A 17194-nucleotide genomic window follows, 5' to 3' on the forward strand; every position below is an offset into this window, starting at 1 on the left:
ACAAGCGATCACCGCGGTGTGCCCGGCCTGCCGGGGCCGGAATGACCCACCGCGCGACCACCGGTTGAGCGACCACTCGGTACCGCTCGACCGCTCTTTATCCGAATTACCTGATGGGGCTGTCCGTGTCACAAGAAATTGTCTTCCCGTGGGGGCAGGCGTCGAAGTTCTCCCGCCCTGGCGACGGCTGGGCGGAAGTCGGCGCCGGCTTGACCCGCGTCGCCGCCGTAGTCGATGGCCGCCATCACGGATTCCCCCTGCCCGCGGGTGATCCGGCCACGGTGCTGGCCGCCGTGGCGGACGTGCTGGGCCCGGAACAGATTCCCGCCGCCGGAATCGGTGCGGAGGCCGCGCTCGAGCAGGTGGCCGACCTGGTCGCCCGCTACGGCCTCGACCTGACCCACAAGCAGTGCGCGGCGCACCTGCAGCCGCCCGCGCTGACCGTGTCCGTGGTCGCCGACGCGCTGGCCAGCGCCTCCAACGCGTCGCTGGACACCTACGACTCCGGCCCGGCGACGCTGGGCATCGAGCAGTGGACCATCAAGTCGCTGGCCCGGCTGGCCGGTCTCACCGACGCCGCGGGCGGCGTGTTCGGCCCCGGCGGTTCCTACTCGAACCTGCTGGCGTTGCTGGTCGCCCGTGACTACGGTGCGGCGCGGCGCGGCGTGGATGTCCGCCAGAACGGGGTCAGCGCGCTGCCGCGACCGGTGGTGTTCTGCTCGCGGGTGGCGCACTTCTCCGTGCATCGCGCCTGCGCCGCACTGGGATTGGGCGAGGCCGCGGCCATCGCGGTGCCGGTCGACTCCGACCACCGGATGATCCCCGAGGCGCTCGAGGAACTGCTGGAGCGCTACAGCGCCGATCACACCCCGATCGCGATCGTGGCGACCGCGGGCACCACCGATTTCGGCAGCATCGATCCGCTGCCGGCTATCGCCGAGATCGCCGCCCGGCACGACGTGTGGATGCACGTCGACGCGGCCTACGGCTTCGGTTCGCTGTTCTCCGGCAACCTTTCGCATCTGCTGACCGGCGTCGAACGCGCCGACTCGATCACCCTGGATCTGCACAAGGTCGGCTGGCAGCCGGCCGCGGCCAGCGTGCTGCTGCTGGCCGACCAGCAGCGCTTCGCCTCGCTGAACCGCTCGGTGGCCTACCTCAATCCCGACGACGACGTGGAGGCCGGCTACGGCGGACTGCTCGGCCAGACCCTGCAGACCACCCGCCGCCCCGACGTGCTCAAAGTCGCCGCCACCTTCCTGGCCTACGGCCGCGAAGGACTCGGCGAGATGCTCGACACCTGCCACGAATTGGCCCTGCACGCCGAGCGCCGGATCGCCACCGAACTGCAGCTGGACCTGGTCGCCCCGGTCACCCTGACCACGGTGGTGTTCCGTTACCGCTGCGAAGACCTGGATCTGGATCAGGTCAACGGCGAAGTGCGCCGCCGTCTGATCGATTCGGGCAAGGCGCTCATCGGTCGCACCCAGGTGCGCGTCCACGGCGAGGGTGAGCCGCGCACCTGCCTCAAGCTCACGCTGCTCAATCCCGAGGCGACCGAGAAGGACATCGACGCGCTGTTCGACGACATCCTGCGCATCGCCCTGGAAGTGGAATCAGAAGGTCTGGAACACAGTGTCGAGGAAATGGTGAAGGTCCATGAGTGACATCGAATCGGTAGACATTCTCGCGATCGGCTGCGGTCCGTTCAATCTCGGTCTGGCGGCGCTGGCGTCGACGGTCGAGGACGCCGACGTACTCGTGGTGGACTCGGCCGAGGAGTTCCGCTGGCATCCCGGCCTGATGTTCGACGAGGCCAAGCTCCAGGTGAGCTTCCTGTCCGACCTGGTCTCGCTGGTGGACCCCCGCCACCCGCTGTCGTTCCTGGCCTACCTGGCCGATGTCGACCGGCTCTACCCGTTCCTGGTGCGCGAGGACTTCTTCCCCACCCGGCGCGAGTACGAGGCCTATCTGCTGTGGGTTGTCGCGCAACTGGACTCGCTGCGCTGGCGCACCACCGTCGAGCAGGTGCGCTGGAACGACGAGCTGGAGTTGTTCGAGGTCTCGGTGACTTCTGGAAGCACAGCCTCGGTGGCTTCTGGAGGCGCAGCCTCGGTAACTTCTGGGGGCACGGCCTCGGTGATCCACGCGAGGCACGTGGTGGTCGGCATCGGCACCGAGCCGGTGATCCCGCCCGCGCTGACCACCGACTCGCCCGCCCTGATCCACAGCTCGCAGTACCTGTTCCACTCCGACACCGCGCACGCCGCGGACTCGGTGACGGTGATCGGTTCCGGCCAGTCCGGCGCCGAGATCGTCATCGACCTGCTCGAGGAGAACCTGCGCGGCGGCCCGGCGGTCACCTGGTGGACTCGCACCCCGTGGTTCGCGCCGCTGGACTTCACCAAGCTCTCGCTCGAGATGACGACCCCGGCGTACATGGACTACTTCCATTCGCTGCCCGAGGACGCCCGTGATCGGGTGCGCGCGCAGCACTGGCAGTTCCACAAGGGCATCTCCACCGAGACGCTGGCGCGGCTGCACGACCTGCTCTACCGCAGGCAGTTGCTGGAGAAACTGCAGCCGGTACGGTTGCGCCAGAGCGTCGCGGTCGAGCGCATCGACACCCTCGGCGACGGCCGGCTGCGGGTCCGCGGTCAGCACCTGGACACCGGGAAGGCACTGGCGCACACCGCCGATCTGGTCATCGCCTGCACCGGCTACCAGCAGCGCAAGCCGGACTTCCTCGCGCCGGTGGTCGATCGGCTGCATCGGGATTCGCGGGACCGGCTGGTCGTCGAGTCGAATCATTCGGTGGCCGCCGACGGCGCGCTGGCGGACCGGCTCTTCGTCGTCAATGCCGAGGCGCACGCGGTCGGTGTGTCCGCACCCAACCTCGACATCGGCGCCATGCGCAACGCCAAGATCCTCAACACGGTGCTCGGTCGCGAGGTCTATCGCCTGCAGCGCAACACCGCGTTCACCAGCTTCGCCGCCGACGGCGAAGACGTCGTGGACGAGCAGTAGTTAGTTAGGTTTGCCTTGCCTGACCATCCAGGTGTCGATTAGTGTTTGCTCGGCCCCGACGGTGTCCGGCTCCCGGAAGTATCCGGTTCGCCTGTGAAGGAGAAGTTCTCGAATGTCCGACCATATCCGTGAAACGCTCGACAGCATCCTCGAAGAGGATCTCGACCTGCCGCTCGCGCAACTCACTCGCTCGTCGCTGCTGATCGAGGACCTCGGTCTGGATTCCGTCGCGTTCGCCATCGGCGTGGTCGCCATCGAGGAGCGCCTGGGTGTGCAGCTGAGCGAGCGCGAGATGTCCGAGGCTGCCTCGGTCGGCGACCTCGAGGATCTCATCCGCTCGAAGGCAGGCAGCGTCGCGAAGTGACGTCCTACGACGAGTTGCTCGACACGGTCTTCGACGATCGCGTCGTGGCATGGACCGAGCAGGCCGAGCGGGAGGAGAAGTTCCCCAGGGAACTGCTCGAGCACCTGGGCGCGGCGGGCGTGTTCGCCCGTAAGTGGTCCGACCGCAAGCTCACCGACCTGGGTATGCACTTCGCCCTGGCGCTGCGGCTCGGATCGTTGCAGTCGGCGGGCATCGCCGTCGGTGTGAGCCTGCACGATTCGGCCATCGCCATGCTGCGTCGCTTCGCGCGCAACGACTTCCAGCGCACGCTGGCCGAGCAGGCGATCAGCGTGGAGAAGGTGCTCTGCATCGCGGCCTCGGAGGAATCCGGTGGCTCGGATCTGCAGAATGTCGCGACCACCCTCGAGGCCGAGAACGGCGGCTACCGGGTGCGGGGCGTGAAGAAATTCGTCTCGCTCTCGCCGATCGCGGACTACATCATGGTCGTCTGCCGGCATGTCGACGGTGCGGCCACCGCCGACTCGGGCGCGAGCAGCGCTGTCGCGCACGGCAATGTGGCGCTGGTGATCGTGCCGACCTCGCAGGTCGTCATCGGAACGCCCTACGCCAAGCTCGGCGCGGGACCGCTGGACACCGCCCCGGTCACCATCGACACCTGGGTGCCCGAGGAGAACCTGCTGGCGCGTCCGGGCACCGGCCTGGCCGTGATCAGCTGGGGCCTGGCGCACGAACGCTATTCGGTCGCGGGCCAGATTGCGGCCAACTGCGAGGCCATGATCGGCGTGACGCTGGCGCGGATGATGCACCGCAGCCAGTTCGGCAAGCGACTGTTCGACCACCAGGCGCTGCGCCTGCGCGTCGCGGACCTGCAGTCGCGGGTGGACCTGTTGCGCTACGGCCTGGCAGGCGTCGCCGCGGAGGGCAAGATCAACCTGCGCACCGCCGCCTCGCTCAAGGCGACCGCCGCCAACCTCGGCGTCGAGGTGGCCTCGGAATGCCTGCACATCTTCGGCGGCTCAGGCTATCTCGAGTCCGAGACCCCGGTGGGGCGCTGGTGGCGCGACATGAAGCTGGCCCGTGTCGGCGGCGGCACCGACGAGGTGCTGTGGGAGCTGGTCGCGGCGGGCATGAAGCCCGACAACGAACGTTACGAGAAGCTCTACAAGAGTCAGGTGCCACAGTGACCAGTCCTGTCGAACTCGCCCCGCCCGACCACACCTATCTGCATCTGGACACCAAGACCAGTCCGATGCACTGGGCGATGGTCATGGTCCTCGCCGAAGACGGCGAGCACCTGTCGATCGACGATCTGCGCGCGCGGGTGCGCGAGCGCGGCACGCTGTTCGACCTGTTCCGGCTCGGTATCCGCGAAGGCCGCTGGCGCAGGCCGCGGGTCGAGCTGGCCGCCGAGGTCGACGTGCAGGCCCAGGTCGCGCATGCCGAGTACACCGACGACGCCGACCTGTTCCGGCGCATCGCCGTCCTGCACGAACAGCCGCTGCCCCGCCCGGCGCCGATGTGGCACATCACGCTGTTCACCCCGCACGCGTCCGGCGCCCAGCACATCGTGCTGCGCGTGCACCACAGCGTCTCCGACGGCATCGCGGGCGCGGCCTTCGCCGCCCTGGTCGCCGACGGGACGCCCGAGGAACTCACCGAGTTCGAGCGTTTCGCCACCAGCCCGCGCTACCGGATCACCGAGATCGATCCCGAACAGTTCGCGGCGTCCAAGGCTGCCTTCGGCGAGCAGTGGACCGCCGGTCAGGCCGGGCGTGGCTGGCCGAAACTCACCAAGAGCGGTCGCCGCGAAGTCGCCATGACCGGGGTATCCACCCGCGATCTGCGCCGCGCCGCCAAGCACAACGGCGCGACCGTGCACGAGTTCGTGCTCGCCGCGGTCGGCCGGGCGCTGAACCTGACCCCGCCGCCCGGCAAAGCGGGCGGCGAGATCCTGCGGGTGACCCTGCCGGTGACCCACGACGAGGCGTTCCGGCACACCGGCAACGCCGTGCTGGTCTCGCTGCTCAATCTGCCCGGCGCCGAATCGGATCTGGCCGCGCAGATCGAACGCGCCCGCGCCGAGCTGACGCTGATCGAGGAACGCAAGCCGCACCTGTCGCTGGCCGCCACCGACAACGGCCCCAAGGCGCCGTGGCCGCTGCAGCGTGCCATCACCATCGCCTCGATGGCCCGGATGGCCCCCGACATCCACATCGGCATCAATCCCGGCTTCTCCCGGATCAGGGCCGTGCTGGGCAAGAAGATCACCGAGCTGACACCGCTGTCCCCGCTGGTCGGCTACTCGTTCTCGGTGACCTGCCTGATCCTGGGCAACCGCACCTCCTTCGGCGTCGTCACCGACCCGGTCGCGCTGTCGGACGGATACGCCGCCACCTTCGTGGAGACCTTCGGTCGTGTGCTGGCCGAGGCCGCGCCGACGTCCTGAATCACGGCACCGCGCACACCGATCCCGCAGTACCGCAGCCTTCACCGCAGACTGAGATGAGAAAGTACCGATGAGCAGAATTACCGACCTGTTGTTCCGGCAGCCCGCGCCCGAGGACACCGGTCTGTGGAGCGGTGAGAGTTCGTCGGAGCTGTCGTTCCTGTCCTGGGCGCAGGTGCGCTCGGCGGCGGGCGCGGCCGCCGCGGGCCTGGCCGGCGCCGGGGTCGGGCCCGGTGATTCGGTGGCGATCCTCGCCGGTGGCGCCGAGGACGTCACCGTGACGGTGCAGGCGACCTGGATGCGCGGCGCGGCGTTCACGATGCTGCACCAGCCCACTCCGCGCACCAACCTCGAGACCTGGCTCGCCGACTGCCGCGAGGTGGTGCGGATGCTCGGCGCGCGGGCGGTCGCGGTGGGACAGCCCTTCTTCGACGCCGTGCGCGAACTCGATCTCGGCGCGCCGATCGTCTCGATCGACGAGATCCGCGCCGGGACGAGCCGGATCGAGGCCGTCGACACCGACGAGGACGATCTCGCGGTGCTGCAGCTGACCTCCGGCACCACCGGTGTCCCGAAGGCGGTCGCCATCACCTATCGCAACCTGTGGGCGAATCAGCAGGCCATCGTGCAGGCCGCGGACTTCCGCACCGACGACGTCGCGGTCAGCTGGCTGCCGCTCTACCACGACATGGGCATGATCGGCACCCTGATGACCCCGATGTTCGCCCGGACGACCACGGTGATCACCACGCCGATGGCCTTCCTGAAGAACCCGCTGTCCTGGGCCGAGCTGTTCACCCGCTTCGGCGGAACCTTCACCGCCGCCCCGAACTTCGCCTACTCCGTGCTCGCCCGCCGCCTGCGCCGGGCGCCCGACGGCGCTTACGACCTGTCGAAGCTGCGCGTCGCGGTCAACGGCGCGGAGGCCATCGACACCGGGGTGGTCGAGGAATTCCTCACCGAGGGCGCGCGTTTCGGGGTCAAGCCGGAAGCCATGATGCCCGCCTACGGCATGGCCGAGACCACGCTGGCGGTGTCGTTCAGCGCCCACGACCAGCGCTACACCGTCGACGTCATCGACGCCGACCGCGCCGAGCGCGACAACATCGCCGCGCGCGAGGACATCGGGCGCGAACGGACGGTCGTGCGGCTCGGCCCGCCGGTCCCCGGCCTCGAGATGCGGGTCGTCGACGAGGAGGGCAACCCCCTGCCCGCCGACCACATCGGCACCTTCCAGGTGCGCGGCGAGGCGGTCACCCGCCGCTACCTCGGCCCGGACGGTTTCGTCGCGGCCGTCGACGCCGACGGCTGGCTCGACACCGGCGACCTCGGCTACCTGACCGCCGACGGCGAAGCGGTGGTGAGCGGTCGCAAGAAGGACATCATCATCGTCGCGGGCCGCAACATCTCCCCGGTCGTGGTGGAGCGCGCCGCGGGCGTGATCCCGGGCGTGCGCGCGGGCGGCGTGGCGGCGCTCGCGGTCAAACTGCCGTCGATGGCGCGCGAGGGCATCGCCGTCATCGCCGAATCCGACGCGGCGGGCGATGCGGAGGAGTCCGAGCGCATCCGCAAGGAGGTCGCCCGGGCGGTCTATGACGATGTGGGGATCGCCCCCGCTGTGGTGACCATCGTCGGCAAGGGAGCGCTGCCCAAGACGCCCTCGGGCAAGCTGCGCCGCGCGGCGTCGGCGAGCCTGATCACGGCCTGATCGTCTCCTCGAATCGCCGCGCCGCACGCGTTGCGGCCCTTACCCGAATCCTTGACCCGCCAAGCGAGTTCAGGGGTGGATTACCCACCGCGTTCCGGATCTTCGGGGGATCGACCAGTGCATTGCGGAGCGCCCCGACGCCCGTACCCTGCCCGCCATCGTCCCAGTCGTCGTCCACAGCGGACCTCACGGCCGCCGCTGGAACACCCACCGAGCTGTCCGAACTCATCGACCTGCCCCCCGCCACCCGCCCCGCACTCGGCGAACACCTGCCCCGCCTCCGCCTGATTCTCGATGACCTCACCACCGTCGATTCGACACCCTGCGCCGCCGCGACCTCACCCCCCGCGACACGGCTGATGTTCATCCTGCACAAGATCACCGCGGGCTGCCAGATCCGGGCCGCTCAGGAGATCAGCGCTCACAGATCCAGCGTGGAACGCAGTATCAACCACCTGCGGACGCCGACAGCACCAAGATCGGGGCGCCTTCGCGCAAGACCGCTTGATGCATCTGTTCGAACACCCCGGCGGCTTGCCAGTCCCGCAACCGACGCCAGCACGTCATCCCGGATCCGAACCCGAGTTCCTGGGGTAAATCTTCCCATCCGATGCCGGTGAACAACACGAACAAGATCCCCTGAAACACCAACCGTGGATCATGCTGGGCCGGGCCCGGTGTCCCGGCAGGTTTGATCGGTGGTAGAGGTTCGATAACCGACCATAACTCGTCATTCACGATCCACGGTGCTGCCACGACGAAAGATACTGCACTACAGCATGACCGCCGCTATCCGAGCGAGCCCGTTAGAGGCTCTACGACTGGCTTCGCGCAGCGAAGACGATCGCACAGGAGATCCCAGAGGACGACTACTCCGAGGATTTCTCACCATATGCCGATGCATTCATTTTCAAACGCATCTGGGGTACATGTTCTACGATTTACGCGGGGAGGATCCCGCTTCGGGCGATCCCCATTTCTGGATCTATGCCGAAATCGTCCGCTACAGAGAAGTGGGGACACGTTTTCATCGAGTGGATTCGTATGCTGGCCGCAGATCTGCCGCGGGTGCTCGAGACGCGCGAGCGTCTCTACGGCTGACGCCGTCCCCGTCACTACGACAAGACTGGTCATGCCGTCGAATTGACCAGTGGACACCAATAAAGTATAGTCGGGGCGCTCGAGCAGCGTGCAATTAATGCGCGCAGGGTTGATGCAGCAAGGGGGGTGTGATGTACGAGGAAGTCCAGAATGCCGAGAACGGGCAGACGCCGACCATTCGTAGTTACGATACATCTATTCATCCAAATTATCCGACGGTCGATCTGAGTAATTACGATACACTTTCGGACCTCACCGGCGAATTGACTCAGGCCAATCTGGTCCAAGCAGCCTCGGTGGGGGCATACTTTGACGTGAGAGACCGTCCGATCGCCAAAAAGTTGTTCGATCACTACTATCGGAGGACTGGTGACGACTATTACCTGGATGAATCAACCGTTGACCGCTGGATTGCAGAGGACAGCAACGCATACGGTGATCCAAAAATTTCAACTTGCCCTGTAGTAGTTGCCGACAACAAGGAGGCTACGATAAGGAGAGCGATCGCCGAAGTGGACAGGACCCAGAATCCCGTCAAGGTAATCTTGTCCACCGACTGGGTGGTCGTCGCCGGAAGTTCGAACGATAATGTTCAATCGATTGGCCGCTACAGCATGGCTTCGACTACCGTGGTGATCGCTCGGCCGGGAGAGATCAATTCGCACCAAATCGAACTCCGGCAGCAGTCCCACATCTGCGACATTTACAACTTTCACGAGGACTCCGATTACGGGAATATGGCGCAGTCTGCGGTGAACACAATGGCACAGAGCGAGCAACTCGGACTTGCCAAGCCGTTCCTTGTGCAAGGGGAGAGTTCGGTACATGCATGGTCGGGCTCGAGGTAGGTAGAGGCATGACTGACAAGAGCAGCAGGTCGGAAAACGCGCTGATGCCCTCGATCGTGGGTGTCATCACTGGTGGCATATTGGCGGTGCTCGTCTATTTCCCTGTGGTTGCGTGGCTGCAGAACGTTTTTGATGTTCCCGAACTCACACCGGTTCCCAAAAAATATCGAGGCGAAACGGAACCGATATCGATGTGGTACTGGGCAACGTGGATGATTCCGATACTTGTCGTGATTTCCATCGGATCGGCATTGTCTTTCTGGCGTCGACTCCGGGTCTTCGCGCTGGTGTTCACGGTAGTTTTCGTCCTGGGCTCGGCCGCAGTTGCTGCTATGGTGATCTCATTCGAAACCAACGGATTTGCACCGGACTGACCGGGTGGAAGTGGCCGGATCGGAAGGGGATGCGAGTTCGAACCGAACGTTGTCGCCGGGCCCTGAGGGGGGAACCTATGAATGACTTCACCGTGCAGGTGGCCAGTCTCGAGGGATTCGGGCTGGACCTGCAGGACCTTGGAATGAACTTCTCCTCCAATGCCTCGCGCATGCTTTCGGAATTATCAATACCCAGTGGCACGACCGGGTTACTCGCCACGCTGACATCGTCGGTCGAGAACCTTCAGGCAAGGTTGGCCACGTCGTATCAGCAGGACTTGACCAGCTTGTCTTCCTACCGGTCCAGCCTGTCCACAGCTTCACGTCAGTTTCAGGGAACCGACAATGCTTCCGCACACGCGATCTCGACCCTCGCTGCGAGCACGATGATTGATCAAGCGACCACTGGGCTGTCGGAAGCTATCGGAGTCACCCGATACGCGGGTCTGCAGTTGCCTACACTGCCAGCAATCGAGGACAGTCAGTTCACCGTGCGCAAGGTGGTCGACTCGGCTATCGAGCTGCTCGCACACTTCGATGATCCGCTGTACGGGGCGATCGGGATCAAGCCGACAGCAGACTATCTCGTCCCGCTGGCCTCGGATTGGGAGAGGTTGGAGGCGCTGGGCAGTCGGATTCGACAGCTCGGCTTCAATGACTTCGTGGCGTCGGAAAACCTGTCCAGCGGCGTCCGGTGGTTGCAGGGCAGCTGGTCCGGGAACACTGCGGAGTCCTTTGCGACGAGTGCGACTGCCCTCGGGCAGGCCCTGTCCACCCGCAGCTCCGATCTGGACGTCGTGGCGAAGATCGTCACCAACGGTGGGGCTTGCCTCGAACGTCTGGTCTACAACCAGGCGATGGCCTTGAGCAGCGGGCTGTCCCAGCCGATGACCTTCCTGAACTTCACTCTCCCGCTCGGAGGCTGGGCTCAACTCATCGATCGGCCGATGAACGAGTCCTATAGATCGCAGATCGTCACGGCAGTCGATACTCTGAAAGCAGCATCCGCTGCTCGGCACGAGTCGATCACGACAATGATCGGCAAGATCACCCAGGCGCTCGACTACGCGCCGGGAGGGGCCGTTCCGACCTTCTCCGCTGCTGAATATGAGGTGCCAGACAAAGTGGTTGTCGATTTCGGTGCGAGCCGATACGGGTTCGAAAACCTAGTGTGGTGGGAGAGCACCATTGCATCGCCCTCCTAATAGTGCTTTGTTAGGTATGAGGTGGTTGTATCCGGGCCAGGGCTCCGTCAAAGTCTCCTTTCAGCAGCTCAGTAGTAGTTCGAACGGCCGGGTGAAGTCGTGCGCGTAGCGCGGCGGCGATATTGGTGTGGCCGCTGCCGATCGCCCGCGCTGCCGGCTACGAAGGCTCACCCCATAACTTCCGCCGCCTGGTCGCGGAGCAGAAAGCTGCCGGCCACCAGCGGGGGCTTACGAATGGCCGTTGACATCGGCGACCCATTCCGGCGGCGGGAAGGCGGAACCACCTGCGCCGAAGATTGTCATCAGATTTGAGCGGGCGGCGTAAAACTGCTGGTAGACAAAGCGCTTGAGCTCGACATGGAGTCATCGATCACGCGCGGCCGCCGCCTGAGCGATCAACCAGTCGACCGTTCTCCGATACCGCTGCCAGTCCGGCGCGAGTCTGTTCGATCATCGTGTCCCGCTCCAGGCCATGCCGTAGGACTTGCGTATTCGCCGGATGACTTCGCCCGTCGCGGTGGTCATCGCAAGCCTTCCGAGGTCCATTGGCTTGGGGGATCGATGCGATCGGAATCTCGGTACCAGGGTGGTCCCCGTCTGCTCGTGCGACCTCATGCGATTCGCGCATACCTCGATAACTCTTCGCGGATTTGCCCTCGGCGCTGCCGAATCCGCGCCCATATGGTCGCCCCGGCGCTCGACACCGGGTGACGCCGTCCTCACCCTCACACGGCGCGGCGGCTTCCCCGGAGAGGAGGGAAGCCGGTGGCGAAAGCCCCGGTGTCGAGTGCCTTCCACTCCAACGACCCTCCAGGAGGCGCTGTGCTGGGATGTTCGCCCGAGCTACCGGTAGCCGCTCCGCACCACACCAGCTCGACATCATCAGCGAGTCGCGAACAGTGTCGCCGTGATGGGTGCGCATCGTCCGCATTCCGTTCGATCCGGAGTATCACGTTGCCTACAGCGCATTCCGCCGATCCTGTTCTGCATGGCGTGGGCCGTGGCTCACCGCAGGACGCCGACAACAGTTTCCGCGTCCCGATCTACACCGACCGGTTCGCGGCCGACCCGCACGCCGCCTACGCCCACATGCGTGAGCGGTTCGGTTCACTGGCGCCGATCTGGCTCGCGCCGGGCGTCCCGGCGACTCTGGTGATCGGCTACTGGACCGCGCTGAAGATCATGCACGACCCCGAGATGCGCTGTGGTGCCCGACAGTATTTCAGTTGCCATTAATACGAAGCATCTCTGCTGCATCACCCTCGATCACAGTAAATGCTTACCTGAATATCTGCACAGTTACTTTCTTCAGCATCCGGACGCGCAGAGGTACCTTCGGCAGAAGGCCAAGGGTGCCATCATGGCCGGTTTGAACATGGGAATCATAAAATCGCTTCCTGTCGCAGTTCCTCCTCTGGAACTACAAGAGCGCTACGTACAACGGGTCCGAAAGATTCGAGAAGCACGTCAAGTTGCGGAGCGCCACCTCGCCCATCTGGACAACCTTTTCGCCTCCATCCAGTCCCGCGCCTTCCGTGGCGAGCTCTGGCAAGATGACGTGAAAGCCGTTTAAGGGGAGGACTTTTCGTGACCGACAGCAACTTCGACTTCCTGCGCACCGAGTGGCCGGACCTGTTCGCCGAAGCGATCCGGGCCGAGCGCAGCGCGGTGGGCGATCCGCGAGTCTCGTGCTTCTTCGCCCGCCGCACGCTCGAGCTGGCGGTCGAATGGTTGTTCCGGGCCGACAGCGCCCTGCGCATGCCCTACCGCGACGATCTGAGCGCCAAGCTCAAGGAGCCGACGCTGGCGCAGGTGGCGGGGCAGGTGATCGTCACGAAGATGGATGTGGTGCGGCGGCGGGGCAATGTCGCCGTCCACCGCAAGGGCGAGGTGCCGGCGCAGGATGCGGTGGGTGCGGTCGGTGAGCTGTTCCATGTGCTGTATTGGCTGGGCCGCACCTATGCGCGCTCCGAGGAGGGTAAGCCGTTCGACGGGCAGCGGTTCGACACCTCGCTGATCCCGCGCCCGCTGCCTGCCGAGGTGCGCAAGAAGAAGCAGGCCGAGGTCGCCGAGATGGCGAAGGAGTTCGCCGCGCAGCAGGCCGAGCTGGCCAACGAGCGGCGGCGAAGCAAGGAACTCGACGACGAGGTCAAGCGGCTGCGGGCCGAGGTCAAGGCGGCGAAGGCGGCCAATGCCACGGTGCCGGACCGGCACGATTACGCCGAGGCCCAGACGCGGACGCAGCTGATCGACCTGTTGTTGCAGGAGTCGGGATGGGCGCTGGACGGGGACGACGACCGCGAGTACCCGGTGACCGGGATGCCGACGGACAGCGGCAAGGGCCGGGTCGACTACGTGCTGTGGGACGACAACGGCAAACCGCTGGCCGTGGTGGAGGCCAAGCGCACGTCCAAGAGCGTGGAGTCGGGCAAGTATCAGGCGTCGCTGTACGCCGACGCGCTGGAGCGCCAGCACGGGCAGCGGCCGGTCATCTTCTACACCAACGGCTACGAGACCCAGATCTGGGACGACACCTTCTACCCGCCCCGCCCCGTCCAGGGTTTCTACACCAAAGAGCAACTGCGCCTGCTCGTTCGGCGGCGCGCGAATCGGCGGTCCCTGGCGACCGAGCCGATCAACGATGCCATCGCGAGCCGGCACTACCAGAAGCGTGCGATCGAGCGCATCGGGGAGGCGTTCGAGAAGGACAGACAGCGCCAAGCCCTGCTGGTGATGGCGACGGGCACGGGCAAGACGCGCACGGTGATCGCGCTGGTGGATCAGCTGATCCGGGCCGGTTGGGTGAAGCGGGTGTTGTTCCTGGCCGACCGGCAGGCGTTGGTGGCGCAGGCGACGAATGCGTTCAAGACGCATCTGCCGAGCGTGCCGACTGTGAACCTGTTGAACGAGAAGGACAGCAACGCACGGGTTTACGTGTCGACGTATCCGACGATGCTCAATCTCATCAATCAGGTCGACGACACCAAGCAGCGGCCGTTCGGGCCGGGGTACTTCGATCTCGTGGTCATCGACGAGGCGCATCGGTCGGTGTATCAGAAGTACGGGGTGATCTTCGAGCACTTCGATTCGCTGCTCGTGGGGTTGACCGCGACGCCGAAGAACGAGATCGACCGCAACACCTACCGGCTGTTCCACCTCGAGGAGGGCGTGCCGACCGACGTCTACGACCTGGAACAGGCGGTGCAGGAGGGTTATCTGGTCCCAGCGCTGGCGAAAGAGGTGCCGCTGAAGTTCCTGCGCACCGGTATCCGCTACGCCGAGCTGTCGGAGGCGGAGAAGGAGTACTGGGAAGAGCTGGAATGGCGTGACGACGAGGACATTCCCGAATCGGTCGACGCGCACGCGCTCAACCAGTTCCTGTTCAACCACGACACCATCGACCAGATGCTGCTCGTGCTGATGGAGCAGGGGGACCGGGTCGCCGATGGGGAACGGATCGGCAAGACGATCATCTTCGCGCGCAACAACCGGCATGCCGAGCTGATCGTGCAGCGGTTCCGGGTGCTGTATCCCGACTACCCGGGCGACTTCATAGAGATGATCACCCATGCGCAGGGCAGCTACGCGCAGATCCTCATCGGCAAGTTCGAGAACCCGGAGAAGGCGCCGCATATCGCTGTCTCGGTGGACATGCTCGACACCGGCATCGACGTGCCCGCGGTGGCGAATCTGGTGTTCGCGAAAGCGGTGCGCACCAGCACCAAGTACTGGCAGATGATCGGGCGCGGCACCCGGCTGTGCCCGGATCTGTACGCGCCGAACCAGGACAAGGAACGGTTCCTGGTGTTCGACCTGTGTCAGAACGTCGAGTACTTCAACCAGGATCTGCCGACCGCCGAAGGGCGCACGCAGACGTCGATGAGCGAGAAGGTGTTCGCGGCCCGTGCGGACCTGGTGCGCGATATCGACCAGGTGCACGCGCCGGGGAGCAGGCCCGCCGAGATCCCGGAGGGCGAACCGGCGAGCCTGCCGGACGTGCGGTGGCAGCTCGCCGAACGGCTGCGGGTGGAAGTCGCGAACATGAACCAGCAGAACGTCGAGGTGCGCAAGGAACTGCGCTACGTCGAGAAGTTCTCCGAGCCGGGCAGCTGGGACGTCGTCACACCGGAGATCCGGGTCGAAGTCGGCAATCTGGCCGGGTTGCCCACCCAGTTCGCCGCCGACGATACCGGCCCGGCGGCCAAGCGGTTCGACCTGCTCGCCTATCGGCTGCAGTTGGCGCATCTCGCGGGTGACCCGGCCTACGACGGGCTGCGGGAGAAGGTCCAGGAGGTTGCGAGCTCGCTGCTGGATCCGAGTTTGAACAGCATCACCGCCATCCGGCAGCGGCACGCGTTCCTCGAGGACGTGGCCGGTGACGCGTGGTGGGAAGACGTGACGATTCCCATGCTGGAAACGCTGCGTCGGCGACTGAGGGGACTGGTCGGATACATTCCGCCCAAGGATGCGCAGAATCCGCTGTATACCGATTTCCGGGACGAGCTGGGCGAGGTGATCGACGTCGAGATGGCGGTGCTGCCCGGTGGCGGCAAGGGCATGGCGCGCTTCGAGTCGAAGGTCCGCACCTATCTGCGCAGCCACGAGAACGAGCTGGCGGTGCAGAAGCTGTTGCGCAACAAGCAGATCACTTCGGCCGATCTCGGTGAATTGCAGCGGGTTTTCCTCGACAACGGTTTCGGGACCGCCGAGGACGTCGAGCACGCGGCCGAGAAGCACGGCGGGCTCGGCTTGTTCCTGCGCTCGCTCAGCGGGCTCGACGCCACCGCCGCCACGGCCGCGTTCGACGAGTTCCATGCCGGTCGCACCCTCACCGCGAATCAGCTGCACTTCCTGAAGCTGCTCATCGACTACATCACCAAGAACGGGGTGATCGAGGTTGGCGCGCTCTACGAGCCGCCGTTCAAGTCGGTGGCGCCGGCGGGGCCGGAGGACATCTTTTCCGAGGATGAGGTGGATCGGATCGTGGCGGTGGTCGAGAACATCCGCGCCACGGCACTACCCGGGCAGGCGGCGGCGAGCGGTTAGCGCACGCAGATTTCGACCGGCCCGGCAGGCGCTGTTCTATTCGGCGGACCCGGCAATCAGGTCATTCGCCCAGTCGCCGGGTGCCGACGAAGGCAGCGAGTTCACGCGGGTCCCGGTGAACGTCGTACTCGCGCAGAAGTTCGATGTACCGACACTTGTCCAGGTGCCAGTCATACAGTTCTGGCACGTCCGTGTTCTGAGCCGCCAAGAAGACCAGGTCGGCGAGTAGGCGGGTGGTTCTGCCGTTTCCGTCGGTGAACGGGTGGATTCGGACAGTCTCGGCATGCGCCGCGATGCCGAGTTCGCGCCCTGTCCAATCAGCGGTGTGCTGCCAGCGGTAGAGGATGGTATCCAGCGAACCCCGCAGCTCGACTGCGATCTGCTCTGGAGCGACTCCGATGTTCAGCTCTCGATGTCGGTAAGTGCCGGCCCAAGTCCAGACATCACCATAGAGCCGACGGTGTAGATCGCGAAGAAAATAGTCGGTCAGCAGTTCTTCGACCACGAGATTTCCGCCGATGACCTCGACGAAGCGCTCCTCGGCTACCTCGTCCTGAATCGCCTGCTCCAGGTCGTATACGGCTGCTTTGACAAGCTGGTTGCCTAGCGCCTCACGAACAGTAGGAAGCAGCGAAGCGGCGTCGTCTTCGGGCACAGGCGTCTCGCCATAGCCGGGAGCGAAGGTCATCAAGCCGTCCGGCGGCGGTCTGCCAAGAACCGCTTCACTGCGTCTGAACGCACGTAACCGGTAGGTAGGCTCCGCCGCTCGAGGTGCGCCGATGCCTTGGTCGACCGCACAACCGACCGCTTGATCGCATCCCTGTCCACTGGCTTTCCGGAAACCGCATGCCGTTTCATCAATCACACCCCGCTCTCCCGATCTTCATGCACAGCCATCCTATCGCGGCTACCACCTGGGGCGAAGCTCGCATCGCCTGTCGATGAAGCCGGTGTGCGCGCTACCAAGGGGCGCTGCACACAGCCAGGTAAGGGGACATGCTTTCGGGGAGGGTGCGGAACGGCCACAGCTATCCGGCCCGCACACGGGGGCATCGCCGCGAAATCCGGGCGACCGGTGTCGGCGTCCTCCGAT

General features: G+C 65.3%; 13 protein-coding genes and 1 pseudogene. 12 read left to right on the forward strand and 2 right to left on the reverse strand.

Features of this window, described 5'->3' with window-relative positions; translation table 11 throughout:
- Nucleotides 1-113: 113 nt before the first annotated feature.
- From NS3_RS08495 to NS3_RS08520, 6 genes are all read left to right on the forward strand, one after another.
- Nucleotides 114-1667, forward strand: a complete 1554-nt coding sequence (locus NS3_RS08495; protein WP_373865287.1) for a pyridoxal phosphate-dependent decarboxylase family protein — start codon at nt 114-116, stop codon at nt 1665-1667.
- Nucleotides 1660-3027: a lysine N(6)-hydroxylase/L-ornithine N(5)-oxygenase family protein gene (locus tag NS3_RS08500; RefSeq protein ID WP_067856366.1), complete on the forward strand. Its 1368-nt coding sequence runs from the start codon at nt 1660-1662 to the stop codon at nt 3025-3027. The genes NS3_RS08495 and NS3_RS08500 overlap by 8 nt, the downstream gene beginning before the upstream one ends.
- A 112-nt stretch (nt 3028-3139) precedes the next feature.
- The gene (locus tag NS3_RS08505; RefSeq protein WP_067856369.1) at nt 3140-3391 is read left to right on the forward strand and encodes an acyl carrier protein; all 252 of its coding nucleotides are present in this window, start codon (nt 3140-3142) and stop codon (nt 3389-3391) included.
- The gene (locus NS3_RS08510; protein WP_067856372.1) at nt 3388-4557 is read left to right on the forward strand and encodes an acyl-CoA dehydrogenase family protein; all 1170 of its coding nucleotides are present in this window, start codon (nt 3388-3390) and stop codon (nt 4555-4557) included. Before NS3_RS08505 ends, NS3_RS08510 begins: the two co-directional genes overlap by 4 nt.
- Nucleotides 4554-5819 carry a wax ester/triacylglycerol synthase domain-containing protein gene (locus NS3_RS08515; protein WP_084495182.1) on the forward strand — a complete coding sequence of 422 codons (1266 nt, stop codon included), beginning with the start codon at nt 4554-4556 and terminating at the stop codon, nt 5817-5819. The genes NS3_RS08510 and NS3_RS08515 overlap by 4 nt, the downstream gene beginning before the upstream one ends.
- A 70-nt stretch (nt 5820-5889) precedes the next feature.
- On the forward strand, nt 5890-7527 hold the full coding sequence (locus NS3_RS08520) for a long-chain-fatty-acid--CoA ligase (RefSeq protein WP_067856375.1): 1638 nt from the start codon (nt 5890-5892) through the stop codon (nt 7525-7527).
- Between the two features lie 495 nt (nt 7528-8022).
- Here the strand turns inward: NS3_RS08520 and NS3_RS28340 are convergent.
- Nucleotides 8023-8283 (reverse strand): annotated as a pseudogene (locus NS3_RS28340) (transposase); the annotation flags it as partial.
- A 476-nt stretch (nt 8284-8759) separates the two neighbouring features.
- Here NS3_RS28340 and NS3_RS28940 point away from each other — a divergent pair.
- The 6 genes from NS3_RS28940 to NS3_RS08550 all read left to right on the forward strand — a co-directional run bounded on the left by NS3_RS28940 (nt 8760) and on the right by NS3_RS08550 (nt 16101).
- Nucleotides 8760-9476 (forward strand): hypothetical protein, encoded by a 717-nt coding sequence (locus NS3_RS28940; protein ID WP_157101238.1) that lies wholly within the window; start codon nt 8760-8762, stop codon nt 9474-9476.
- A gap of 8 nt (nt 9477-9484) precedes the next feature.
- Nucleotides 9485-9850 carry a hypothetical protein gene (locus tag NS3_RS08535; RefSeq protein WP_067856381.1) on the forward strand — a complete coding sequence of 122 codons (366 nt, stop codon included), beginning with the start codon at nt 9485-9487 and terminating at the stop codon, nt 9848-9850.
- 77 nt (nt 9851-9927) lie between these two features.
- The gene (locus NS3_RS08540) at nt 9928-11055 is read left to right on the forward strand and encodes a hypothetical protein (RefSeq protein ID WP_067856383.1); all 1128 of its coding nucleotides are present in this window, start codon (nt 9928-9930) and stop codon (nt 11053-11055) included.
- Nucleotides 11056-12048: 993 nt separating this feature from the next.
- Nucleotides 12049-12291 (forward strand): hypothetical protein, encoded by a 243-nt coding sequence (locus NS3_RS08545; protein ID WP_067856386.1) that lies wholly within the window; start codon nt 12049-12051, stop codon nt 12289-12291.
- Nucleotides 12263-12628, forward strand: coding sequence for a restriction endonuclease subunit S domain-containing protein (locus NS3_RS28945; protein WP_157101239.1), 366 nt, complete (start codon nt 12263-12265; stop codon nt 12626-12628). The genes NS3_RS08545 and NS3_RS28945 overlap by 29 nt, the downstream gene beginning before the upstream one ends.
- A 14-nt stretch (nt 12629-12642) precedes the next feature.
- Nucleotides 12643-16101, forward strand: coding sequence for a DEAD/DEAH box helicase family protein (locus NS3_RS08550; protein ID WP_067856389.1), 3459 nt, complete (start codon nt 12643-12645; stop codon nt 16099-16101).
- A 61-nt stretch (nt 16102-16162) separates the two neighbouring features.
- On the opposite strand, the gene NS3_RS08555 is transcribed toward NS3_RS08550, so the two are convergent.
- The gene (locus NS3_RS08555) at nt 16163-16966 is read right to left on the reverse strand and encodes a Fic family protein (RefSeq protein ID WP_245649520.1); all 804 of its coding nucleotides are present in this window, start codon (nt 16964-16966) and stop codon (nt 16163-16165) included.
- Between the last annotated feature and the right edge of the window lie 228 nt (nt 16967-17194).

The organism is Nocardia shimofusensis NBRC 100134 (assembly GCF_001613125.1).
Taxonomy (GTDB): domain Bacteria; phylum Actinomycetota; class Actinomycetes; order Mycobacteriales; family Mycobacteriaceae; genus Nocardia; species Nocardia shimofusensis.